Raw genomic sequence first — 21,937 nt, forward strand, 5'->3', positions numbered from 1 at the left:
TGCGATCACGCGCGAGGCACGGTCGGCGGATCACCACCGCTCCAAGGCCAGTGACGTTCGGTGGCTCGCCACCGCTCCAAGGTCAGTGACAGTCGGCGGCGACCGGCGGGGTCAGCCCGCGAGGGTCACGGTGGCGAACCGGTACCAGGTCTTGCCGTTCTCGTCCCCCTTGTGCAGACGACCGGTCATGACCTTGTTCTCGTCCGCCAGCCAGGCGTGGCCGCTCTCCTTGTACTCACCGCTGATGTCCCCGTTGGTCAGCAGCACCCGCTGGCCCTGCCAGTAGATGCTGGCGGGGCGGTAACTCGTGTAGCCGTTCTCGTCGCCCTTGTGCCACCTTCCGGCGACCGCCTGGTGGTCGGGGGCGCTGTAGTCGGACCTGCTCTCCTTCTGGCCGGAGGTCCAGTCGCCGAGGTGCACCTGTGCCTGCTCGCCGTTGACGAGGATGAAGCTGCAGTGGTAGGTGGTCGGCTTGTTCTCGTCGCCGTAGTGCGAGCGGCCGGTGAGCACCGTGTTCGTCGGGCAGGTGAAGTGGATGCCTATCCACTCCTGCACCGTCTCGGCGTAGGCGCGCTCGACCTCGATCGTCACAGCCGCGGCGGACGCGGGCGCGGGGGCCGCCACGGTCACGGCCGCCAGGGCGGTCAGGGCGGCCGCCGCGGCGGACAACGCCTTCTTCCTCATGTGTGTCTCTCCTACGACTACGACGTGTTTTCGCTTACCTCGTGGATGCTCACAGGGCGCACTGGTGATCCACTTGTGTCTCGGTTGCAGCGGCGGCCGGGCGCGTCCCCGGGGCACCGGGCCGTGATCCGCACACTTCTCCGGTCGGTACGCGGGCGTGCGCGGTCGGCCACGCGGTCGAGACGGGTGCGACAATCGCCGCCCACCGGTCGCGGGACAATGTCCGGGTGTTTCTCGACCTCGCCGGGCACCCGTTCTGCCTCCACGTGGACGAGTAAAAACGCGTAAGGCATACACGCGGTGCTTGTGGAGTGTGCGGATCGGGTTTTCCGCTGATTGGCACATATCGCAGGGTGCCGTGCCCGTTATTCCGGGTGTACGGCGAGAATCGTGGCTTCCTCCGCGGAAGCCGCAGGAGCCTCGGAGGTCGCGGGGTCGGCCGGAATGGCGCACCACACCGTACGGCCGACCGCCCCGAAGTCGCGGACGCCCCAGTTTCCCGCCGAGAGTTCGTCGACGATGAACAGCCCTCGCCCGTCCTCCGCGTCCGGGGACGGGTCGTCCCGGAGCTGCGGCTTGCTGGACGCGGAACCGGGGTCGGTGACCTCCACGTAGATGAAGTCGTTGACCACTTTCAGAACGACCATGACCAGGTCTCCCACCGGGCCGGGGGTGGAGTGTTCGACGGCGTTCGTGGTGATCTCGGAGACGGCCAGCCGCACCTGTTCGTAGGCGGGGTGATCCGGGCCGAGGAGATCGCGCACCATCGCGCGTGCACGTGAAACTGATTCGGGTTCTCTCCGCAGGAAGATTTCCCCGAGCTTTCTGGCCGGTTGCATGGTGAACGCCCTTTCGCCTTCTGGGCTTCCTCGCCTCATTGACCGAGTTCCGGCGACCGCCCGCCGAGTATTCCAAGAATCCCAAACAACCACTACTCTCGGTAGTGAATCCGAACGCACGGTCACTCCACCGATGTGTGGAGCGGAGTGTGTATTCATGAGAGGACAAAAATGACCATCCCCCCGGGCATTAGCTCCACGGTCTCCCCAAAGGAATACTTCGCCGCAGAATTCCGCAGACGTCGCAAAGAGGCAGGACTCAGTCAAAAGGAACTGGCCGACCGCATCGGGTGGTCGGTCAGCCTGGTGAGCATGGTGGAGCTCACCCACCGCAAGGCCCCCCGCGAGATGACCCAGCAGATCGACAAGGTCCTCAAGCTCGACGGCGCCCTGACGAACCTGTGGGATCTCGTCAGCCACGTGGGCAGCCAGCTGCCCGACTGGTTCAGGCCCTGGATCGAGATCGAGCGCGAGGCCGAGACCCTGCGAAGCTGGGAGCCGCTCATCGTTCCCGGCCTGCTCCAGACCCGCGCCTACGCCGAGGCGATCCTGCGGAGCAAGCCCCGCATCACCCCCGAGCAGCTGGAGGAGTACGTCGTGGCACGGATGGAGCGCCAGGACATCCTCGACCGGGCGAACCGTCCCATGCTCTGGGCGGTTTTCGACGAGAGCGTCCTGCTCCGTCCCGTCGGCACGGACAGCGTGATGGCGGAGCAGCTCCGCCACCTCACCGAGATGGGCGAGCGCCCCGACATCGTGATCCAGATCCTCCCCATCGAGTCCCGCGCGACGACCGGCCTCACCGGGGGCTTCGTCATCGCGCACGCGCGCAGGGGCGTGGTCAACGCGGCCTACATCGAGTCGGCCGGTGCGGGTCAGGTAACCGATCGCCCCGACGAGGTCGCCGCTCTAGCATTGCGGTACGAGGCGATCCGCGCCGAGGCGCTGTCCCAGCGCGAGTCGTTGAAGCTGATCAAGGAGACGACCAAGAAATGGACCTGAACCGGGAACTGGCAGAGGCGACGTGGACCAAGTCCACCCGATCGGGAAACAACGGCGGTAACTGCGTCGAGGTCGCCGGACTCTCCGGCGGACGCCGAGCCGTCCGCGACAGCAAGAACACCACCGGCCCCGCACTCGTCTTCACCGCCACCGAATGGACCACCTTCATCGACGGCGTCAAGAACGGCGAATTCGGCTGACCAGGGAGACGAACGCGATGGACCTGAACCGGGAACTGGCAGAGGCGACGTGGACCAAGTCCACCCGCTCGTCAAACAACGGCGGCGAATGCGTCGAGGTCGCCGGACTCTCCGGCGGACGCCGAGCCGTCCGCGACAGCAAGAACACCACCGGCCCCGCACTCGTCTTCACCGCCACCGAATGGACCACCTTCATCGACGGCGTCAAGAACGGCGAATTCGGCTGACCAGTCCGAGCCGTCGAGGCCGGGCCCCACGCGGGCTCGGGGTCCGGCCCCCGGCTCCCGTCCGAGACTCGGACGGGAGCCGTCAGCACGCCTTCTCCTTCACGTAAAAGCTCGTCGGCGTGCTTCCGCTCCGAGAGCGCCCCTCGGACAGGGGCCGTCAGCGCGCCTTCTCCTTCTCCTTCGCGTAGAGCTCGTCGGCGTGCTTCCGCAGCTCCTTGGCGAACGCGACGTGCTGCTTCGGGGTGAACGTGTAGTCGTGCCAGGTCGCGAGATTCTTTTCGGCGAACGCCTTCGCCTGCTTGGCGTACCCCTTGTCGTACAGCTCGACGTCGTAATCCTCAGAGGTGTCCATCTCGTAGCTCTTCTGGTAAATCTCGGTGAGTTTGCCCGCCAGCTCCAGGACGACACTCCGCCTGATCGCGGCGAACCCGTGGGCGAGCTTGATCTCTGCGGCCGAGCCGAACGAGCTGTAGACGATGATGCCGAGACCGGTGCGGCCCTCGTAGGGATCGACGCCCTCGGGGCCGACGTCGTGAACCCGCTGCCGCTGGAACCTTTCGAGCCTCTCGATCTCGCTCAGGCATCCGTCGTGCACCTTCTTGCCCTTCGCCCACACGTCCGGGCAGGCGGGACGCTCGGTGTAGATCCAGTCGATGACGTACTCGCCGGGATAGACCTTGTCGGCGATGAGCTTCTTGATGCCCTCGTCCGTGTCCTCGATTATCAGGTGTTCCGAGTGGCTGAGGTTGATGCGCACCTCGCTCACCACCTTGGAGCCCACCTCCACGTAGGTGGCGACGCCACTGCTCGCCCCGATGAGGTACATGGCGTCCGCCTTCTTCGCCTGGCCGGACAGGTTGGGCCGGGGGACGAGGTGGAAGGTGGCGATGTTGCGCTTCGCCGAGATCTCACCCCCCTCGCGCATCAACCACGCGTCGCGGGACTGGTCCTCGCCGTAGTCGGCGTCGTCGAGTGTCACCTGAGTCACCATGGAACGTTCCAAGCCTCGGAGGGGGGTGGGCGCCCTTCACGCTAGAACAATCACCTGACCTCGTCGAGGCCCATATTCACGGCCACCCCGGAGCTTTCCGGGCCCCCGCCGGATCGGTGAGACCGGGAACGGGCGTTCGCGGCTAGTTCTTCTTACTGTTCCCCTGGCCGTTGCCGTTCTGCGTCGGCTTGTACTTCTTGGTCTTGTACTTGTTGGAGTTGGGATTGGCCTCCTTCACGCCGGTTCCGGACGTGCCGGTCCCGGAGGATCCGGTGGCCACCGCCCTGGGGGCGGCATGGGCCCGCCCTCCTCGGTGCGGCGTGGCGGTGGAACGCCGCTCGTCGCTCACCTGCCGCGCCTCGGGGGTCTCGGAGGTCTCGGGGGTACGGGCGGGCTGCGGCGTCACGACGGGCACGGCCCCTGAAAGAGCGCCCCGCCCCGGTGAACCCGGCTCGTCACCCCACCATCCGGCGGCGAAGGTGGCGGTGACGGCGACGAGAACGCCGACGGCCAGAGCCGCGACACCCGCCGACCGGCGCCCACGCCCGATGTCCCGCCGACGCCTGGCCTCCCCCGTGGAACGCCGGTCGGCCTCGAAGGGCCCGGCGGGGTCCCGGTCGGCGGCCGGGAAGGGCGTCACGGTGCTGTCCGCGCCCCGCTCCCACAGCGTGGCCACCTCCTCCAGCTGCCTCCGGGCGCGGACGGCACCGGTGCGCCGGGCGGGATCCTTGTCGAGCAGGCCGGTGATGACGGACGCCAGGGGCCCGGCGTGCCGGAACGGTTCGGGGTCGGCCGTCAGTACGGCGGCGAGGGTGGCCAGCGCGGTGTCGCGTCCGAACGCGGAGCGGCCCTCCGCTGCGGCGTACAGGGTGGCCCCGAAGGACCACAGGTCGCTCTCCGCGCTGGAGGCGACGCCACCGGCGCGCTCGGGGGCGATGTAGGCGGGCGTGCCCACCACCATCCCCGTCCTGGTGAGGGACACGTCCTCGTCGACGGCGGTGGCCAGCCCGAAGTCGGTCAGGATCGCGTGCCCGTCGTCGGTGAGCAGGATGTTGGCGGGTTTGACGTCGCGGTGCATGACCCCGGCCGCGTGGGCGGCCTCCAGCGCCGACAGCACCTCCAGCCCGACGCGCGCGACGGCGGGCGCGGGCAGCGGCCCCTCCTCGGCGACCACCTCGGCGAGGTTGCGTGAGCGGACGAACTGCATCACGATCCACAGGCGGCCGTCGGCCCGCACCACGTCGTACACCGCGGCGATGTTGGGGTGGCTCAGCCGCGCGGCGAGGCGTGCCTCCCGCATGGTGCGCTCCAGCAGGACCTCGCGTTCCGGCCCGGACAGGTGATCCGGGATCGCGGCCTCCTTGACCGCGACCTCACGGCCGAGAAGCTCGTCACGGGCGTGCCACACCGTCGCCATGCCGCCTCTGCCCAGCCCCGCCACGAGACGGTATCTCCCCGCCAGCAGCCACCCTTCGTACCGCAAAGAAGACATGGGACATGCCTACCCGATGATCGATCCCGCATGTCGCCGATATCGCCGCATCTGATGCCCACCGGTTACCGGACCACCCTTCGGAGGCGCCCGACGCCACCGGCCGTCATCCCGCGCTGATCATGCCGCTCTCCCAGGCCCAGGCCACGATCTCGACCCGGTTGCGCAGGCCGAGCTTGGTCATGATGCCCGACACGTAACCCTTGACCGTGCTCAGCGAGATGAACAGCTGGTCGGCGATCTCCTGGTTGGTGCGCCCCCTGCCGATCGCCTGGACGACCTCGGTCTCCCGCGCGGTCAGGGGATGCGCGGGTACGCGGGCCCCGGTCCGGGCTCCCCGGTCGGTTTCGCGGCCGGTTTCGCGGCTGGTGAGGTGGCGCAGCAGCCGCAGCGTGATGGACGGCGAGATGAGCGCGTCTCCCGTGTACGCGGCCCGCACGGCCTCGACCAGCAGTGCGGGACCCGCGTCCTTCAGCACGAACCCGGCCGCGCCGCAGCGCAGCGCGCCGTAGACGTACTCGTCCAGGTCGAACGTGGTGACCATGACCACCCTGGGCGGGGCGTCGGCCAGCGCGCGGGCGACCTCGATCCCGTCGAGCCGGGGCATCTGGATGTCCACCAGGCACACGTCGGGGCGCGTCCTGCGGGCCTGCTCGATCGCCTCGACACCGTCGCCCGCCTCTGCGACCACGGTGATGTCGGGCTGGTCCTCAAGGATGATCCGCAGGCTGGCCCGGATCATCGCCTGGTCGTCGGCCAGCAGCACCCGGATCGTCATCGCCGCTCCCCGAGCGACGTGGGCGGCGTCATCCGGGTCACCGGCGTCATCGGTGGTCGCCGGTGGGGATGGTGGCGTGGACGGACCAGCCGGAGCCGTCGCGGGGGCCGACGGCCAGGGTGCCGCCGAGGGCCTCGAGGCGTTCGCGCATCCCGACGAGGCCGTACCCGGCGCGGCGGTAACGGCGGGCGGGCGTCCGCGGGGCGTCGTCCTCGACCTCGACCGTGACGGCCCGCTCGTGCTGGGTGATGCCGACGGTGACCGTACGGGCGTTCGGGGCGTGCCGGGAGACGTTGGTCAGCGCCTCCCGCACGACCCGGTACACGGTGCTGCTCACCTGGGGCGGCCAGCCGGACGGCTCGGCGTCCAGCCGCAGGTGCGCCCGGCGGCCGTGGCTCTCGAAGCTCTCGATCAGCTCGCCGAGCCGTTCGTGGCCCTCGGCGGCGGGAGCGGCGTCGCGCAGGAGGCCGACCGCGCGGCGGGTGGCGGCGAGGGCCTCCGAGCCCGCGGTCTCGATGTCGGCGAGGGACCCGGCCGCCCTCTCCGGGTGCCTGGCGGTGACGAGCTGGGCGGCCTGGGCCTGGAGCACGATGCTGGTGATGTGGTGGGCGACGACGTCGTGCAGCTCCCTGGCCAGCTCAAGGCGTTCGGCACGCCGCACCCGCTCGGTGACCGTACGGCGACGGACCGCGAGCAGCCGGAGGCCGACCCCGGCCACCAGGGCGGCGAGCCAGCACAGGCCGCTCAGCACCGGCACGGCCGAGCCGGGACTGGCGAGGAAACCGGCCGCCACCAGGGCCGATCCCGCGACGGCCACCGCGCAGGCCGTACGGACGGGCAGCGTCCTGACCGCGGAACCGGCGAGCACCGCCAGCCCCAGGGACGCGGCCGGACTGGATTCGGCGGGCAGGTGGACGAGGCGGGCGACGAGGACGGCGAGCGCGGCCACGGCCAGCCCGGCGACGGCGGTCCACAGCGGGCTGCGGCGGCGTACCAGGGCGAGCGCGCACACCCCGGCGGCGACCCCCGCGCCGAACGGCCAGTACCCGGCGCCCCAGCTCCCGGCGACCTGGTACGCCTGAAAGATCACGGCCACCGCGAACACAACGCCAACCCCGGCATCGGCCGCCACCCCGAACCAACCGGGAGCACGCACAGCATCGAACCGATCAGGAGCACTCACGGCGTCGGCCACCACCTCGACCTGATGGGAGCACGCGCAGCATCAGCCGCCACCCCGAACCGACCGAGAGCACGCACAACGTCGACCACCCTCCTGAACCGACCAAGAGCACGCACAACATCGACCACCACCCCGAACCGGCCGAGAGCACGCACAACGTCGGCCGCCATCCCGAACCGACCGGAAGCACTCACAGAGTCAGCCACCACCCCGAGCTGATCGGGAACCCTCACGGCCTCAGCCGCCACCCCGAACCGACCACGAGCACGCACAGCGTCGGCCGCCACCCTGAATCGATCGGGAACACCCACGGCGTCCAGGCTAGGTGAGGGGCCCCACCGGCCTGTACCGGCCGAAAGTACTGTCCCTCCCCTGCTTTCCGCCGATGTGGGAGCGGGCCGGAGTCCGCAGGATCAGGTCCCATGCCACCTGAAACGCTCCCCCCGGCGCCGGACGCCACGACCTTCTCCAGACGGCCACGGGTCGCCGCGCTCGACGTGCTGCGCGGGTTCGCCCTGTGCGGGATCCTGCTGGCCAACGTCAAGCCGATCGCCCACATGCTCCACGCCACCCAGGTCACGCGGTCCGTGGTGGTGCCCCCGGGGCAGGACGGCGACTGGCTGGGGCTGGGACTCTTCGTCGACCAGCGCTTCTTCCCGATCTTCTCCCTGCTGTTCGGCGTCGGGTTCTCGCTGCTGCTGACCTCCGCCACGGAGCGCGCCGCCCGCCCGAGGGTGCTCCTGCTGCGCCGCCTCCTGGTCCTGCTCGCCGTGGGCCTGGCCCACATGTTTCTACTGTGGCGGGGCGACATCCTGACCATCTACGCCGTCGTCGGCCTGGTGGTGCTGCTGCCCTCGACCTGGCTGCCGCGCCGGGCCGTCGCGGGGCTCGCCGCCGTCCTCGTCGCGGCGCCGCTCATCCTCGACACCAACGGGGTGCCCCTGGTGCCCGGACTGTTCCTGCTGGGCTCGGCGCTGACCCGGTACGGGGTGATCGACCGGATGGAGCGCTCCGTCCGCGTTCCTGCCGTACTGGCCCTGCTCTTCGCGGCGGGGGCGGTGCCCGCCGTGTGGCTGCAGGTCGGGACACCGGCCGGTGACCCGTACTTCAACACCTGGTTCGGCCTCGCCGGGCTGCTGATGGCGGGCGTCTACGTGTGCGGCCTGCTGCTCCTGCTCAGAACGCCACTCCGGCCGGTGCTACAGCGGATCTTCGCACCGCTGGGCCGGATGGCGCTGACCAACTACCTGTCGGCCACGGTCCTCGTCCTGCTGGCCGCCCGCCTCATCGGCGACTCTCCGGACGGCTGGTCCTCGTCGACGGTACTCCTGATCGCGGGAGCCGTCCTCGTCCCCCAGTGGCTGGCGTCCACCCTCTGGCTGCGCCACCACCGCCAGGGCCCACTGGAATGGCTCTGGCGCTGGGCCACCTGGGCCCGCCGCCCGCCCCTGCGCCGTACCCCCTGACCGGCCTCGGTGGCGCCTGATCGCGAGGAGGCGGGCCGCGACGGGCTGTCCGAGGAGAATTCCGAGGAGGGTCAGCACCAGCCCGCAGAGCTGTCGCGCGGTGAGCACCTCTCCGGCGATCGTCGTGCCGAGCAGCACCCCGGTCACCGGGTTCAGCAACCCGACGAGGCCCACCGTTCCCGCCGACAGGTGCCGCAGTCCGGTGAACCATGCGGCGAAGGCGAGAGCCGTCGCGACGACGCCGACATAACCGAACCCGAGGATCGCGGGTCCCCCCAGGCTCGGCGGCGGACCCTCCACCGCGACGGCGAAGGGCAGCAGGACGACTCCCCCGGCGATGAGCTGCCACGAGGTCGACGACAGTACGTCGACGTCCGCGCTCCATCTCTTGGCCAGCACGTAACCGAACGACGACATCACCATGGCCGCGACGGACGCGAGCACACCGAGGACGTCGACGTCGGCCGCGCCGGTGAACAGCATGAGGTACACCCCCGCGACGCCGACACCGGCTCCGGCCAGGTGCGGGATCCGCGGGCGCTCCGAGAGCAGCGACCAGGCCAGCAGCATCATCACGACGGGCGACATCGCCATGACCGTCGAGGCGACGCTCGTCGGGAGTAGCTGAGCCGCCAGGTAGATCAGCGCGAAGAACGCGCTCATGTTGAAGATTCCGAGGACGAGGGATCTCCACCACCACGCCCCCCGGGGAAGCCTCCTGCGGACGAGGAGGAGCAGGAGTCCCGCGGGCAGCGCCCTGATGGCCGCCCCGTACAGCGGGTAGCCGGACGGGAGGAACTGGTGGGTGACGAAGTAGGTCGTCCCCCACGCGATCGGCGCCATCGCCGTGATCGACACCCAGCGAAAAGTAGCTTCCATGGAAGGCAATATAGCTTCCCTGGAAGCTACACTCCAGGCATGAGCGAACCCTTGGATCATGTGGCCCGCATCCAGCAGGAGTGGGCTCGCGAGCGGCCGGACCTGGACGTGAGCCCGCAGGGCGTGATCGGGCGCCTGCACCGCCTCGCCGGACACCTCACCGAACAACTCTGTGTCGTCTACCGGCGGTACGGGCTCGGGGAGGGGGAGTTCGACGTCCTCGCCACCCTGCGACGCGGCGGCCCGCCCTTCGAGCGCGCCCCCGGAGAGCTGGCCGCCTTCACCATGGTCACCACCGGTGCGATGACCAAACGTATCGACCGGCTCGAACGCGACGGGCTCGTCGCCCGCCGCCCGAGCGAGAGCGACGGCCGCGGACGGGTGGTCGCGCTCACCGCCGCGGGCAGGGAACTGATCGACCGGGCGTTCACCGAGCACATGCGCAACGAACGCCGCCTCCTCGACGAGCTGCCCCCCGAGGAGGCCGCACATCTCGAATCGCTCCTCACCATCTGGCTGACCCGCTTCGAAACCCCTCTGCGGACAGATGCCTGAGCCGCTCGCGGACGGACGGGAGCGAGCCCCCGCCCGAAGAGCGACGGCCCGGTCATGGTCCGGGGCCGGTGTGCGGGCGGGTCACTGGCGGATGGTCGAGCCCTTGCGTTCCTTGCGGATGTGCAGTTGCGCGGGCACCCGGGTGCGCAGCTCGGCGACGTGGCTGACGATGCCGACCGCCCGGCCGCCGTCGCGCAGGCCGTCGAGGATGTCGAGCACCCCGTCGAGGGTGTCCTCGTCCAGGGTGCCGAAGCCCTCGTCGACGAAGAGCGTGCCGAGGTCCACTCCCCCGGCCTCGGCGCTGACCACGTCGGCCAGGCCGAGGGCGAGGGCGAGCGAGGTGATGAAGCTCTCGCCGCCGGAGAGGGTCGCCGGGTCGCGGCCCACGCCGGTCCAGCTGTCCAGGACGTGCAGGCCGAGCCCGCCGCCGGACCTGCTCCGGTCTCCGGCGGAGCGGTCGCGGTTGTGCTCCAGGAGATAGCGCCCGCCCGACATGTGGTCGAGCCGCTCGTTGGCCGACTCGACCACCTGGCTGAGACGCTCACCCAGCACGAAGGACGACAGCCGCATCCTCCACCGGTTGTCGGTGGAGTTTCCGCCGGTCAGGGCGGCGAGCCGTTCGGTCAGGCGGTGCCGCTCGTCGGCGGGCTCCCAGCGTCGCAGGCAGGTGGCCAGCTCGACGCGGAGCGCGGCCAGCCGGGCCAGCCGGGCCTCCCCCCGGTCGAGCTCGGACAGCAGGCGGGCGTGCGCGGCGTCGGCCGCGTCCCGCGCGTCGCGCAGCCCCACGAGGTCGGGTTCCGGCTCGGCCGCGGCGGCGACCAGCTCGGGGTCGGCGAGCGCCGCGGCGACCGCGGCGCTCTCCCGGGCGAGCTCGCGGAGCCGGGTGGCCTTCTCCTCCCGTTCCGAGGGAGAGCGGACAGCCGCGCGGGCGTCGTCGAGCCCGAGGAAGCCCGCCTCGACCACGGCGCCCAGGGCCCGGTCGCGGGCCGTCAGAAGCTCGGCGGCGGTGACCCGCTCGTCCCTGACCGCCTCGACGGCCTCCCGCAGCAGCTCCGCCTCGTCGGCCAGCCGCTCCAGCCTGGCGGCCAGCGTCGGGTCCTGGCCCCGCGCCTCGTCGACGCGCCCGGCCAGCCGCTCGGCGTCGGCGCCGAGCCTTTCGACGTTCGTACGGCGGGAGGCGAGCCCGACGGCGAGCTCGCGCGAGCGCTCCCCGAGCCGCTCGGACTCGGCGGCGAACCGCCCGGCCTCGGCCGCCAGCACCGGCTCCGCCCCCGCCGACTCGCGGAGCGCGGCCAGCGCCCGCTCCGTCTCGGCAAGCTCGCCCTCGGCGTCCCGTACGGTCAGGCCGGTCCTGTCGCTCGCCTCGCGGTGGGCCGCGGCGACCTCGATCGCGCGGGTCGCGGCGGCGAGCGCGGAGGACAGGTGCGCGGCCTCCCGCGTCAGCCGGTCGCGGCGGGCCCGCACCGTGGGGTCGGCGCCCCGGGCGCCGTCCAGGCGGGCGGTGAGACGCTCGCGCTCGGCCTGCCAGCCCGTACGGCGGGCGTGGCCCTCGGCGAGCCGACGGGCGATCTCCGCGGCCCGGGTCCTCGCGCCGTCCAGCTCGGCGGCGATCCGCTCCACCTCGGCGGCGAGTGCCTCCCCGGCGCTCGCGGCTGAGGTCAGCGCCGCCAGCCTCCGGCCCGCCTCGGCGAGGATCTCCCCCGCCTCCTCCCCGGCCACGTCTCCCGCGAGGGCGAGGGCCTCGTCGAGACGGGAGACCAGGGCTGTGACGGTGTTTCCCGCGGCCTGACGTCGTTCCGTGGCCGCCTCGTAGGCCCCCTGGGCGGCGCGCTCGTCGTCGGCGGTGGGCGCCCGGTCGGCCGGGGCGGCGGGAGCGGGGTGGTCGGGTGAGCCGCAGACCGCGCAGGGGTGGCCGGGGGTGAGCTTGGCGGCTAGCTCCGCGGCCATGCCGTCGATCCTGGACTGCCGGATGTCCAGGTGCCGGTCGCGGAGCGTCTGGGCGAAGTCGGTGGCCTCGGTCTGCGCGGCGCGGGCGGACTCCAGCTCGACACGGAGAATCTCGCGGCGCCGTGCCGCGGCGAGCACCGAGGTGGCGGTGTCGGCGCTCGCCCGCGCCTCCGGGATCCCCGCCTCGGCGGCCCTGGCCTCGCCGAGCCTGGCGGACGCCTCCGCCGACGCGGCGGGCAGCACCTCCAGGGTCTCGCGAACCTCGGCCTCCTGCCGGGCCACCTCGGGGAGCTCGGTGTCGAGCGCGGAGATCAGCCCGTCGAGCTCGGCCAGCCGGGCCTCCTCGACCCGCAGCCCCTCCAGCCCGGCCAGCTCGTGCCCGCACTCCCTCTCCCTGGCGGAGAGAATCTCGCGGATCTCACCGGGGTCGAGGACCTCGCGGGCCCCGTCGAGACCGACACCCCGGTCGGCCCCGGCGCCGTCATGGGCACTGTCATAAGCATCGTCACGGGCATTGTCACGGACGCCGTCATGGGCATCGTCGCGGGTGCCGTCATGAGCGTCGTCGTGGCGGAAACCGGCTCCGGGCGTGTCGTGGGCCCGGCCGGAAAGCCCGTCGCGGAAACCGGCTCCGGGAGCGTCGTGAGCCCCGGCCGGGAAGTCGTCGCGCGTCCCCCAGGGAAGGACCTCGCGAACCTCCTGGGGAAGGGCGGCCAGCCTGGCGGCGAGGTCGGCGCGGGCGGCGGACAGGTCGGCGGCGAGGCGGTCGCGCTGCTCGGCCGCCCGGAGGCGGGTCGCGGCGCCCTCCAGCGCCGACTCGGCGGCGGGGACGCGGGCGGCGTCCAGGCGGGCGGCGGTGAGACGTTCGTCCAGCTCGCGGCGGAGACCGGGGAGGACCTCCAGGCGGGCGTCGGCCTCCGCCTGCGCGGCGGTCAGCTCGACGATCTCGCGAGCGGTCCGCTCCCGCTCCCGGACGATTCCCGCCAGGCGTGACTCCTCCGCGCGCAGCTCGCCCAGGCGGGTGATCTCGCTCTGCCGGTCGCGCTCCAGCGCCTCCAGGTGGCCGAGCACGGCGTGACCGCGATCTCGGTCGAGGGGGACCCCGAGGAGGGGGAGGGCGCGGGCGACGGCGTCGGCGGCCAGGTGGTGGGCCTTGGACGCGGCCTCGGCGCGCTGCTCGGCGCCCTGGATCAGCGGCAGCACCCGGTCGGCCGCCGCGGCCTCCTCCAGGATGGTCTCCAGGTCAGCCCGCTCTTCGGCCGTCTCCTCCAGCGCCCGGCTCCTGGTCAGCGCCTCGGCGTGGCGCCGTCGCCGGTCGGCCAGCGCGGCGCCGCGCTCCAGGCTCTCGCGCGCCCGCCGTACGACGGCCTCGCCCTCGGCTCCCTCTCCGTCCAGCCGCGCGGCCTCCCGGCGCGCGAGGTCCTCAAGCGCCCGCGCCCACCCCTGCGGGTCGTCCTCCGCGGAGACCCCGGGCCCAGGAAGATCGGCCGCTGTAGCCGCCCCGGTCGACGCGGTCGGCGCGGTCGGCCCGGTCGACTCAATCGGCGCGGTCGGCCCGGTCAGCGCGGTCGGCGCGGACAGTGCGGACAGCAGGGCGGGACCCGCGGCCTCCTCCAGGCGCTTGACGGCGAAGTCGACCTCCTTGCGGAGGGTCTGCTGCTCGCGGTACGCCTCGGTGCGCTGCTCGGCGAGCCAGGACTCGGCGGTGGCGTAGATCTTCACCGAGAACAGGCGCTCCAGGACCCTGCGGCGATCCTCACCGTCGGCGCGCAGGAACTTGGCGAAGTCTCCCTGGGGCAGCATCGCGACCTGGAGGAACTGCTCGGCGTTCATGCCGAGCAACGTGCCGATGAACTCCCCGGCCTCGTCGACCCTGGTCGTCAGCCCCACCCACTCCCCGGAGGGCGCGAGCTCCTGGAGCAGGGCCTTCTCGTTCTCCCTGGTCGTGCCGGTGCCCCTGAGCTTGGGACGCTGCCAGGCCGGTGACCGGGTGATCTTCAGCCTGCGGCCCCTGACGGTGACCTCCAGGGCCACGCTGGGCCCCCGGCCCGGGGGCGCGTGGTCGCAGCGCAGGCTCTTGGCGCTGTCGCGCCTGCCGGGCACCCTGCCGTACAGGGCGTAGCAGAGCGCGTCGAGCACGGTGGTCTTGCCCGCGCCGGTGGGGCCGTGGATCAAGAACAGCCCCGCCTCGGCGAGGGCGTCGAAATCGACCTGCTCCTCACCGGGGAACGAGCCGAACGCGGTGATCCACAGACGGTGCGGGCGCATCTACGCCTTCGCCTCCTTCATGCGGGAGAACTCCACGGCCTCCCGCAGCAGCCGGGTCTCGTCGGGATCGGCGGCCTCGCCGCGCACCTCGCGGACGAAGTCGAGGGCGACGTCGATCTCGGGGCGCCCGGCCGCCCTGGCGCGGGTCACGGTCTCGTGGACCCCGCCCTCGGGTTCGAAGGACAGGGCGAGCGTGTGCGGGAAGCGGGACCGGAGGCGCTCCATCGCGCCCTTGGGCCTGATCCGGTCGACGAGCGTCACCTGGAGCCAGTGGTCCTCGTGGCGGGCGTGCTCGGGCGCGGCCAGCAGGTCGTCGATGCGGCCGGTGAGGCGGCTGACCGGCCGGGGCACCGGGGCCTCGACGAACTCGGCGCCCTCGTACCCGCCGGGACCGATGTCGACCACCCAGGAGCCCTTCGTCTGGCCGGACTCGGAGAAGGAGTAGGCGATCGGGGAGCCGGAGTAGCGGGCGGTCTCGCTCATCCGCTGGCGGCCGTGCAGGTGGCCGAGCGCCACGTAGTCGACGCCGTCGAAGGCGCGCACCGGGACGTGCGCGACGCCTCCCACGCTGATGTCGCGCTCGCTGTCGCTGCCCCGCCCCCCGGTCACGAACGCGTGGGCGAGGACCACCGACCGGGGCCCGCGCCGCCCGAGGTCGGCGCGGACCAGGGACATGGCGTGCTCGATCGCGGCGGTGTGGGTGCGCTCGGGCAGCTCCCAGGGGACGCGTACCAGCTCCGGCTCCAGGTAGGGGATGCCGTAGAAGGCGACGTCGCCGACGACGACCGGCTCGCCGACCCGCGCGGGGTCGGTGCGCAGGTGGACGCCCGCCGCGTCGATGAGGTCGGCGCCGAAACCGAGGCGTCGGGCCGAGTCGTGGTTGCCGCTGATCAGCACGGTGCGTACGCGGGCGTCGACCAGCCTTCGCAGCGCCTGGTTGCACAGGTCGACCGCGTCGACCGAGGGCAGCGCCCGGTCGTAGACGTCACCGGAGACCGCGACCACGTCGATCCGCTCCGACCTGACCGTCTCGATCAGGTGGTCGACGAAGACACCCTGGGCGGCCAGGAGACTCTCCCGGTGGAACGAGCGGCCCAGGTGCCAGTCCGATGTGTGCAGCACCCGCATGTCGCACGAAGCTAACAGGACTCAGCGACAAATGTGGCCACTCACGTCACGCGAATCCCCGCTCTGTTCGGGGCTTCCGGCGGTGAGTAGGCTTGAAGATCGGAGGGAACGATACCGGAACAACGACGATCACGGAGGCGAGTCACCATCGGGGATCGCGTCGGTGTCCAGGTGGGCCGTGGTGTCCTGAGCGTCGCCTCCGGCCTGATCCTGGTGGTCCTGGCGACGGTGGGCTACACCCTGCCGCCGCCGTTCGACCCGACCCCTCTGAACGTCGATCCGGTCTTCCAGACCCTTCCCCCCCAACCACCGTCCGAGCTCCGGTACGTCCCCTCGGACCGGCAGATCACCACGCAGGACATCACCGTCACGGCCGAGGACGGCGTACCGCTGGGGGCGACGATCCGCGCGCCGGTGGCCCCGGGGCGGCACCCGGCGCTGGTCTTCGTGCAGGGGGCGGGTCCCGGGGTCAGGGGCGAGTTCACGACCCAGGCCGAGTGGCTGGCCAGGGCCGGGGTCGTCACCCTCGTCTACGACAAGCGGACCGTGGGCTACGACTTCCTCAAGCGCGACTTCGGCCTCCTCGCCCGCGACGCCCTGCGCGTCCTGGGGGAGCTGCGCTCGCGCGAGGACGTCGACCCGGCCAGGGTGGGGCTCTGGGGGGTGAGCGAGGGCAGCTGGGTGGTGCCCCTCGCCGCCAACGAGAGCGGCGCCGTCGGGTTCACCGTGCTGGTGTCGGCACCCAACGTCTCCCCCATGCGGCAGGTGACGTGGGCGCTGGGCGAGCAGCTCCAGCGGCTGTACGCGCCCAGCGGGGTGCGCGAGCTGCTCATCCGCGCGATCGGCGCCTTCGACGCCGACTTCCTGCGCTACGACGGCCTGCCCGCGCTGCGCGAGATGCGCCAGCCGGTCCTGGCCCTGTACGGCACGCGCGATCCCTCGATCCCGTTCGTGGAGAGCAGCAAGGCGCTGACCGGCGCGCTCGCCGAGAGCCGCAACGGCGACTACACGATCCGCTACCTCGACCGCGCCGACCACGGCATGCGCTTCCACGGCGGCCCCCTCGTCCCCGACTACCTGCGGACGCTGGCCAACTGGGTCATCGGCCTGCCGGGCACGGCCACGCCCTCGGTGCACATCGCGGGCGCCACGCCGGTCCAGCGCCTGGAGGCGAGCGACGTTCCCGCCGCCCCCTGGTACGCCGGGGGTACGGTGATCGGCCTGACGCTCTGCCTGGCCGTGGTCGGTTACGTGGTCGGGCCGGTGGCGGAGATGGCCGCGCGGCTGCGGGGCCGGGCGGCGGCCGCGGAGGCCAACGCCCTGGTCTGGCCGCCGATCCGGCGGAGGTTCCGCCGGATGGCGTGGACCGGGGTCGGGCTGCTCCTCTCGGTGGTGGCGTTCATCACGCTGCTCGTGCTGTTCTCGGTGAACCAGGCCGGGGCGTGGCCCGCGGTGCTCGCCGGGTGGCTGGTCATCAGGATCCTGGCGCTGCTGATGCTGCTGCAGGAGGTCACGGGCGTGGCGGCCGTGGTGTCGGGGCTGCGCGAGGGGTGGCAGCCCTCGCGCCCGCAGAGCTTCGCGATCGCCGGGGTGCTGGGCAGCACCGGCCTGCTGCTGGTGGCCGCGGCCTACTACGGCCTGTTCTCGTTCCCCTGGTAGTGCTCCGGGCCGAAGGACGCACCGTCACGGAGAACGGCCCGGCCGGAAAGGTCTTCCGGCCGGGCCGCGCGGGGTGTGCCTCCGGTCAGTTCGCCGGGGCGATCCGGTAGGCGCGGATCACGGTCTGCTCGACGGTGTTGCCCGAGGTGTCGGTGGACGTGGCCCGCAGGGACGCCTCACCCTTGTGGACCTTCGCCCTGCTCCAGGTGGCGCCGTCGTCGTAGAAGACCTCGAAGAGCGTGCCGTAGCGTTCGGTGACCGTGGCCACCGCCAGTTCCAGCGGGTCGGTCCCGGGGGCGTCCGGGCCGCCCAGGCTCATGTTCGCCACCTTGGCGCCCTGCTCACCGGCCCACTGCATGCCCGCCAGGATCGCCGACTCCTCACACCAGACCTCCCCGCAGACCCTGCCGTTGAGGATCTCGGCTCCGGGGGCCACGCCCCTGTACTTTCCCCCGGAGGCGGCGCCGCTGCCGGCGATGGTGGAGGCCACGTGGGTGCCGTGCCCGACGGGGTCGCCGGTGCCGGGCTCGGCGGTGAAGTTCGCCTGCGCGCCCATCCGGTCGGCCAGGTCGGGGTGGGTGGCGTCGACGCCGGTGTCCAGCACCGCGACCTTCACGCCGCTGCCGGTGTGGCCGTTCTCCCAGGCCGCGGGCGCGCCGATCTGCGCGACGCTGGTGTCCAGCGACGGCTTGCGCAGGCCGTCCAGCCATATCTTCCTCACGCCGCCGGAGCGGGCGCGGGCGTCGCCCACCGCCTCGTTCCAGAACCGGACGCGCTCCTTTCTCGGCGCCCGTACGGCCATCCCGTCGCGTCCTGGGTTTCCTCTGGTTCTCACGTTTTCCTTCCGTAGGTGGTCCGGCGAGGCTTCTCCGTCGCCGGGAGCGCGCTGCCGGGGTGATGTGCGAGGTACGGGGTCAACCGGCGGCCGGAATGGCGGGCTTGTCGTTCGTCCAGCCGACCTTGTAGGTGTCGACCCGGCTCTTGCCGGGATGGGTGGATTCGACGTAGTGGGCCAGCAGCGTCATCGTGGTGGTGTCCACGACGAACCGCTCGTCGAGCTTCCAGTCCTTCTGACCCTTCGGGGCTTTCTGCGCTTTCTGCCGGAGGGTCGGCAGGGCGAATCCGTGGCCGGAGCGGTTCAGCGGGTCCTTGACCGTGCCGAGGTCCTTGACGCCCTTGGTGGTCCTCAGCACCTGGTAGGCGGCGGACCTGACCTTGAGCGGCACCGGGTTCTCGTAGAACAGCCGGGTCATGTACTCGGCCACGTACCGATCCAGGTTGACCAGCCAGTCGTCGATCGTGGAATTCGGAGAGGTGGTCTTGGCCTCCTCGACGGCCGAGTCGATCCAGGCCCTCACGTCCTTGAGGGCGTACGCCCGCAGCGCAGCGGGATCGGCGGGCAGCGACTGGAGCTGCTGGTACGTGACGAACCGATGCTCGCCGCCCAACTGGAAGCCGCCGGGCCAGTTCGGCGACCGCCCCACGGACCCCTTGGCGGGCTCGGTGGACAGGGAGATCTTCATGCCCTCCGTGCGATAGGTCCACGAGGTCGGCGACCCGTCGGCCTTCCAGGCCGCCCTGTCCTTCTCGCTCTTGGGCCGGGCGCCCAGCTCGCGGTAGGCGCTCCACATCTCGCCCTTCGGCGTCCGCCATTCGGCGCTGGCCGACCGCTCCGTCAGGGTGTAACCGCTGCCGACCGGACGCGGATGATCCCTGGTCTCGACCACCTCGATGCGCCAGTAGTCGCCCTGGGGTGGCGTGACGGCCCCGGCGGGGGCCGCGAGCAGGCCGGTGAGGAGCAGTCCCGCGAGTACGGTTACCGGGTATCTCATTTCTTCTCCTTCAGTGGGTTGTCGTCGGCCCAGTGGCTTTCCTGGACGGCGATGAACTCCAGGAGCACGCCGTCCGCCACGGAGCGGGTCTCCAGGGAAAGGGGCGTTCCGCTCCCCGGGTCGAACACCAGCCGCGTCCGCGTCTCACCGGTGTGCGGCTTCACGGGGAACTCACCGGACCGGTACTCGATCGCCTGCCCGGTGCGGCCCAGCGCGTCGGTGACCTGTCCGGCGGCGACGGCCTCGGGCGTCGAGGCCAGCAGCCGGTAGGCGGCGGCCCTGGTCTCGCTCGTCACCGGCGCGAAGAAGAGCAGGCGGACGACGTTGTCGACGGTCGACCGGTCGTCGGAGCCCTTGAGGAGCCCCCGCAGGCCCTCGGGGGTGCCGGGCAGCTCGTCCAGCTTGGTCAGCGGCCTGCCCGCCATCACGACGCGGAAGTCCCAGTCCTCGCTGGAGAACGTGTTCGGTTTCCCCGGCGCCACCCGTACGACGCCCGGCGGCTCGTAGAGCGACAGCATCCCCGGAGGGGGGCCCTCGTAGGTCCACGACGCCGGTGCCCCCTCCGCGCGCCAGGTCTCCTCGTCCCGGGAGGTCACGGGCCTGGCTCCCAGATACGTCCAGCGGTACCAGGTGCTCGCCTCGGGGTCCGCGGGGATCCAGCTCTCCTCCGACCTGGTCTGGCGCAGCGTGTAGCCACCGCCGGGGGCGCGGAACTGCTCGCCCCTGATCAGCGTGGTTCCCCACCACGTGCCGTCGTCGGGTACGGAGGCCATCGAGGTGGCGGCGGCCAGCAGGAACCGCTTGCCGTCCTGCGCGGCGACCACGTCCCGCGTGGCGGGCGGGTTCGGGGGGGCCGCGGAGGTGACGACCAGGGCCGCCGCCGCCGCGCCCGCCAGCCCGAGCCCCAGCGCGCTCCACCCGGCCAGCCTGCGGCGCGACCGTGCCCGTTCCCGGGCGAACGCGGCGCCCAGCCGCTCGCGTCCGGCCCGCTCCACCCCGGGCGACAACGGCGGCACGGACAACAGCTCCCGCACCGCCTGGTAGTCATCCATTGGAACCTCCATGCAGGGGATTGACGCCGCCCAGGGCGGCACGGAGCTTCTTGCGCACCCGCGACAACCGGGATCCGACGGTGCCGTACGGGATGCCGAGTGCCTTGGAGACCTCTTCATGGCTCAGCTCGCCCAGCGCGCTCAGCATCAGCACGTCCCGGTCGCCGTCGGACAGGGCCAGCAGCTCCCCCGCGAGCCGCTCCTGGGCGTTCACGGCGTCGACGCGGGTCGCCACCCGCTCCTCGTGACCGTGTTCCGCGCTGGGCTGCGCCGCCGCGCTGCGCCGCAGCGCCGCGAGCCTCCGGTTCTCGGTACGGCGGTGCAGCCCGATCAGGTTGGTGGCGATGCCGTACAGCCAGGGGCGCACCTCGCCGCGTTCGGGATCGAACCGCTCGCGCTTCCTGAACGCCGTGAGGAACACCTCGGCGGCGAGGTCGTCGGCGACCTGCCGGTCGAGCCGCCTGCCCAGGTAGCCGTGGATCTCGCGGAAGTACCGGTCGTAGATCTCACCGAACCGTTCGGGCCTGCGGCGCGACAGCTCAAGCAGGGCCGCGTCGCTGATCTCCCCCGGCGGATCGGCGTGGCCGAACAGACCAGTCACGTTGGCAGTCACGCCCTCTACTCAACCGATGGGGCGTTCTGCTTTCACGGCCGTTTCCCACCGCCGGGGCACCCGGCACCGTCAGGGACCGGTTCGTTGGGGACGGACCGGTCTAGAGGCGGCCGTCGAGCCAGCGGTCCATCTCGGCGAAAACGCGCTCGCGGACCGGCTCGGGGGACAGCACCAGGTCGTGGATGCCGCCCGGCACCCGGACGCACGTCACGTGCGAGCCGATACTGGTCGACCAGCGGGCGATCCGCCGGGGGTCGAGCACGACGTCCGCCTCCCGGGCCTCGGGCATGAAGGCGCGCAGCCGCAGGCCCTTCTCCGCGCAGAGCACCAGCACCGGCACGTCCACCCGGAGGCCGTCGTGCAGCCTGCGCTGCGCCCGGCGGATCGCCCCCAGCCAGGCCGCGTGCACCGCGAACCCGCCGATGGGCTTCCACTCCAGGTCGAAGTCCCACTCGCCGTGGTGACTGCGGTGCAGGCTCGCGCCGTACGCGGTGGCGGCCACCATGGGCAGCACGGCGCGGACGGGCAGCAGGGACAGCGGGCCGCGCAGCAGGTCGGCGGCGGCCCGTACGGGGGCGGGGACGTTGAGGTCGAGGAAGGGGCTGTTGAGCACCAGCGCCTGGACCAGCCCCCGGCCACGGACCCGGTCGGCCCAGAGCGGGGCGATCAGGCCGCCGGTGGAGTGGGCGTTGAGGACGACGTGGTCGTGCCCGTCCCGCTCACGGATGATCCGTACCGCCTCGTCGATCTCCGGGAAGTACTCGGTGACGCTGCGCACGAACCCGCGGGTCTGGTGCGGCAGCAGCGAGCGGCCGTACTTGCGCAGGTCGAGACCGTAGAAGTCGAAGCCCCTGGCGACGAAGTGGTCGGCCAGGTGGGTCTGGAAGAAGTAGTCGGTGAAGCCGTGCACGTAGAGCACGGCCCCGCGGGCGGGCTCGGCGGCCCGCCGCCGCACCAGCGAGGCCACCACCGCGCCCTCGTCGTCATCGGCCATCGGCAGGACCGTGAGCTCGTAGTCGGGGCCGAGAACGTCGGGCATAACGGTCAGGGTAGTTCGTATGAATTGTCCGGTCGCATCGGGGCCTCCCGGAGGGCCCGCCGTATCGGGACCTCGCCGAGGAGAGCCGGGCGGCGGGGGCGCG

At 71.9% G+C, this 21,937-nt stretch carries 19 protein-coding genes and 1 pseudogene; 6 read left to right on the plus strand and 14 right to left on the minus strand.

What is annotated here, in order from left to right; translation table 11 throughout:
* Positions 1-111 precede the first annotated feature (111 nt).
* Together ACW9TB_RS33895 and ACW9TB_RS33900 are read right to left on the minus strand one after the other, a co-directional pair.
* A complete protein-coding gene (locus ACW9TB_RS33895) occupies positions 112-684 on the minus strand; it encodes a hypothetical protein (RefSeq protein ID WP_472752191.1) in 573 nt (190 codons plus the stop codon).
* Positions 685-1,049: 365 nt separating this feature from the next.
* Positions 1,050-1,682: an ATP-binding protein gene (locus tag ACW9TB_RS33900; RefSeq protein ID WP_472752192.1), complete on the minus strand. Its 633-nt coding sequence runs from the start codon at positions 1,680-1,682 to the stop codon at positions 1,050-1,052.
* A gap of 12 nt (positions 1,683-1,694) precedes the next feature.
* Here ACW9TB_RS33900 and ACW9TB_RS33905 point away from each other — a divergent pair, with 12 nt between their 5' ends.
* The 3 genes from ACW9TB_RS33905 to ACW9TB_RS33915 are packed head-to-tail and all read left to right on the plus strand — an operon-like array spanning position 1,695 to position 2,952.
* Positions 1,695-2,525 carry a helix-turn-helix domain-containing protein gene (locus ACW9TB_RS33905; RefSeq protein WP_472752193.1) on the plus strand — a complete coding sequence of 277 codons (831 nt, stop codon included), beginning with the start codon at positions 1,695-1,697 and terminating at the stop codon, positions 2,523-2,525.
* Positions 2,516-2,725 carry a DUF397 domain-containing protein gene (locus ACW9TB_RS33910; protein WP_472752194.1) on the plus strand — a complete coding sequence of 70 codons (210 nt, stop codon included), beginning with the start codon at positions 2,516-2,518 and terminating at the stop codon, positions 2,723-2,725. The genes ACW9TB_RS33905 and ACW9TB_RS33910 overlap by 10 nt, the downstream gene beginning before the upstream one ends.
* A gap of 17 nt (positions 2,726-2,742) precedes the next feature.
* Complete coding sequence (locus ACW9TB_RS33915; protein ID WP_472752195.1) at positions 2,743-2,952, plus strand: DUF397 domain-containing protein; 210 nt, start codon at positions 2,743-2,745, stop codon at positions 2,950-2,952.
* Between the two features lie 157 nt (positions 2,953-3,109).
* Here the strand turns inward: ACW9TB_RS33915 and ACW9TB_RS33920 are convergent, their stop codons facing one another.
* From ACW9TB_RS33920 to ACW9TB_RS33935, 4 genes are all read right to left on the minus strand, one after another.
* On the minus strand, positions 3,110-3,931 hold the full coding sequence (locus ACW9TB_RS33920) for a hypothetical protein (RefSeq protein WP_472752196.1): 822 nt from the start codon (positions 3,929-3,931) through the stop codon (positions 3,110-3,112).
* Between the two features lie 154 nt (positions 3,932-4,085).
* Positions 4,086-5,435 carry a serine/threonine-protein kinase gene (locus tag ACW9TB_RS33925; protein WP_472752197.1) on the minus strand — a complete coding sequence of 450 codons (1,350 nt, stop codon included), beginning with the start codon at positions 5,433-5,435 and terminating at the stop codon, positions 4,086-4,088.
* A gap of 106 nt (positions 5,436-5,541) precedes the next feature.
* Complete coding sequence (locus tag ACW9TB_RS33930) at positions 5,542-6,213, minus strand: response regulator (protein WP_472752198.1); 672 nt, start codon at positions 6,211-6,213, stop codon at positions 5,542-5,544.
* 46 nt (positions 6,214-6,259) lie between these two features.
* Entirely contained in the window at positions 6,260-7,309 is a 1,050-nt protein-coding gene (locus ACW9TB_RS33935; protein WP_472752199.1) for a sensor histidine kinase, read from the minus strand.
* A 509-nt stretch (positions 7,310-7,818) separates the two neighbouring features.
* On the opposite strand from ACW9TB_RS33935, the gene ACW9TB_RS33940 reads away from it, so the two are divergent.
* The gene (locus ACW9TB_RS33940; RefSeq protein WP_472752200.1) at positions 7,819-8,862 is read left to right on the plus strand and encodes a DUF418 domain-containing protein; all 1,044 of its coding nucleotides are present in this window, start codon (positions 7,819-7,821) and stop codon (positions 8,860-8,862) included.
* A 63-nt stretch (positions 8,863-8,925) separates the two neighbouring features.
* Here the strand turns inward: ACW9TB_RS33940 and ACW9TB_RS33945 are convergent.
* A pseudogene (locus ACW9TB_RS33945) lies at positions 8,926-9,801 on the minus strand (EamA family transporter); the annotation flags it as partial.
* Between ACW9TB_RS33945 and ACW9TB_RS33950 the strand changes: the two are divergent.
* Entirely contained in the window at positions 9,781-10,296 is a 516-nt protein-coding gene (locus ACW9TB_RS33950; RefSeq protein WP_472752201.1) for a MarR family winged helix-turn-helix transcriptional regulator, read from the plus strand. The pseudogene ACW9TB_RS33945 and the gene ACW9TB_RS33950 sit on opposite strands and share 21 nt — an antisense overlap.
* 81 nt (positions 10,297-10,377) lie before the next feature.
* Here ACW9TB_RS33950 and ACW9TB_RS33955 read toward each other — a convergent pair whose 3' ends face one another.
* Positions 10,378-14,511 (minus strand): AAA family ATPase, encoded by a 4,134-nt coding sequence (locus ACW9TB_RS33955; RefSeq protein ID WP_472752202.1) that lies wholly within the window; start codon positions 14,509-14,511, stop codon positions 10,378-10,380.
* Positions 14,512-15,639 (minus strand): exonuclease SbcCD subunit D, encoded by a 1,128-nt coding sequence (locus ACW9TB_RS33960; protein ID WP_472752203.1) that lies wholly within the window; start codon positions 15,637-15,639, stop codon positions 14,512-14,514.
* Between the two features lie 171 nt (positions 15,640-15,810).
* Between ACW9TB_RS33960 and ACW9TB_RS33965 the strand changes: the two genes are divergently transcribed.
* Positions 15,811-17,298, plus strand: coding sequence for an alpha/beta hydrolase family protein (locus ACW9TB_RS33965; protein ID WP_472752204.1), 1,488 nt, complete (start codon positions 15,811-15,813; stop codon positions 17,296-17,298).
* 85 nt (positions 17,299-17,383) lie between these two features.
* Here ACW9TB_RS33965 and ACW9TB_RS33970 read toward each other — a convergent pair whose 3' ends face one another.
* The 5 genes from ACW9TB_RS33970 to ACW9TB_RS33990 form a co-directional block, all read right to left on the minus strand.
* The gene (locus ACW9TB_RS33970) at positions 17,384-18,133 is read right to left on the minus strand and encodes a S8 family serine peptidase (RefSeq protein WP_472752205.1); all 750 of its coding nucleotides are present in this window, start codon (positions 18,131-18,133) and stop codon (positions 17,384-17,386) included.
* A 79-nt stretch (positions 18,134-18,212) separates the two neighbouring features.
* Positions 18,213-19,130, minus strand: coding sequence for a hypothetical protein (locus tag ACW9TB_RS33975; protein ID WP_472752206.1), 918 nt, complete (start codon positions 19,128-19,130; stop codon positions 18,213-18,215).
* Positions 19,127-20,182: a CU044_5270 family protein gene (locus ACW9TB_RS33980; RefSeq protein ID WP_472752207.1), complete on the minus strand. Its 1,056-nt coding sequence runs from the start codon at positions 20,180-20,182 to the stop codon at positions 19,127-19,129. Before ACW9TB_RS33980 ends, ACW9TB_RS33975 begins: the two co-directional genes overlap by 4 nt.
* Positions 20,175-20,795 (minus strand): RNA polymerase sigma factor, encoded by a 621-nt coding sequence (locus ACW9TB_RS33985; protein ID WP_472752208.1) that lies wholly within the window; start codon positions 20,793-20,795, stop codon positions 20,175-20,177. Before ACW9TB_RS33985 ends, ACW9TB_RS33980 begins: the two co-directional genes overlap by 8 nt.
* Positions 20,796-20,895: 100 nt before the next feature.
* Positions 20,896-21,834: an alpha/beta hydrolase gene (locus tag ACW9TB_RS33990; protein ID WP_472752209.1), complete on the minus strand. Its 939-nt coding sequence runs from the start codon at positions 21,832-21,834 to the stop codon at positions 20,896-20,898.
* Between the last annotated feature and the right edge of the window lie 103 nt (positions 21,835-21,937).

Source organism: Streptosporangium sp. H13245 (assembly GCF_055690525.1).

Excerpts from the sequence above, each read along its gene's own strand:
- ACW9TB_RS33950 (WP_472752201.1), top strand. The coding sequence starts at position 9,781 with ATGAGCGAACCCTTGGATCATGTGGCCCGCATCCAGCAGGAGTGGGCT.
- ACW9TB_RS33955 (WP_472752202.1), bottom strand. The coding sequence starts at position 14,511 with ATGCGCCCGCACCGTCTGTGGATCACCGCGTTCGGCTCGTTCCCCGGT.
- ACW9TB_RS33915 (WP_472752195.1), top strand. The coding sequence starts at position 2,743 with ATGGACCTGAACCGGGAACTGGCAGAGGCGACGTGGACCAAGTCCACC.
- ACW9TB_RS33925 (WP_472752197.1), bottom strand. The coding sequence starts at position 5,435 with ATGTCTTCTTTGCGGTACGAAGGGTGGCTGCTGGCGGGGAGATACCGT.
- ACW9TB_RS33960 (WP_472752203.1), bottom strand. The coding sequence starts at position 15,639 with ATGCGGGTGCTGCACACATCGGACTGGCACCTGGGCCGCTCGTTCCAC.
- ACW9TB_RS33895 (WP_472752191.1), bottom strand. The coding sequence starts at position 684 with ATGAGGAAGAAGGCGTTGTCCGCCGCGGCGGCCGCCCTGACCGCCCTG.
- ACW9TB_RS33900 (WP_472752192.1), bottom strand. The coding sequence starts at position 1,682 with ATGAATACACACTCCGCTCCACACATCGGTGGAGTGACCGTGCGTTCG.
- ACW9TB_RS33975 (WP_472752206.1), bottom strand. The coding sequence starts at position 19,130 with ATGAGATACCCGGTAACCGTACTCGCGGGACTGCTCCTCACCGGCCTG.
- ACW9TB_RS33980 (WP_472752207.1), bottom strand. The coding sequence starts at position 20,182 with ATGGATGACTACCAGGCGGTGCGGGAGCTGTTGTCCGTGCCGCCGTTG.
- ACW9TB_RS33905 (WP_472752193.1), top strand. The coding sequence starts at position 1,695 with ATGACCATCCCCCCGGGCATTAGCTCCACGGTCTCCCCAAAGGAATAC.
- ACW9TB_RS33910 (WP_472752194.1), top strand. The coding sequence starts at position 2,516 with ATGGACCTGAACCGGGAACTGGCAGAGGCGACGTGGACCAAGTCCACC.
- ACW9TB_RS33940 (WP_472752200.1), top strand. The coding sequence starts at position 7,819 with ATGCCACCTGAAACGCTCCCCCCGGCGCCGGACGCCACGACCTTCTCC.
- ACW9TB_RS33990 (WP_472752209.1), bottom strand. The coding sequence starts at position 21,834 with ATGCCCGACGTTCTCGGCCCCGACTACGAGCTCACGGTCCTGCCGATG.
- ACW9TB_RS33930 (WP_472752198.1), bottom strand. The coding sequence starts at position 6,213 with ATGACGATCCGGGTGCTGCTGGCCGACGACCAGGCGATGATCCGGGCC.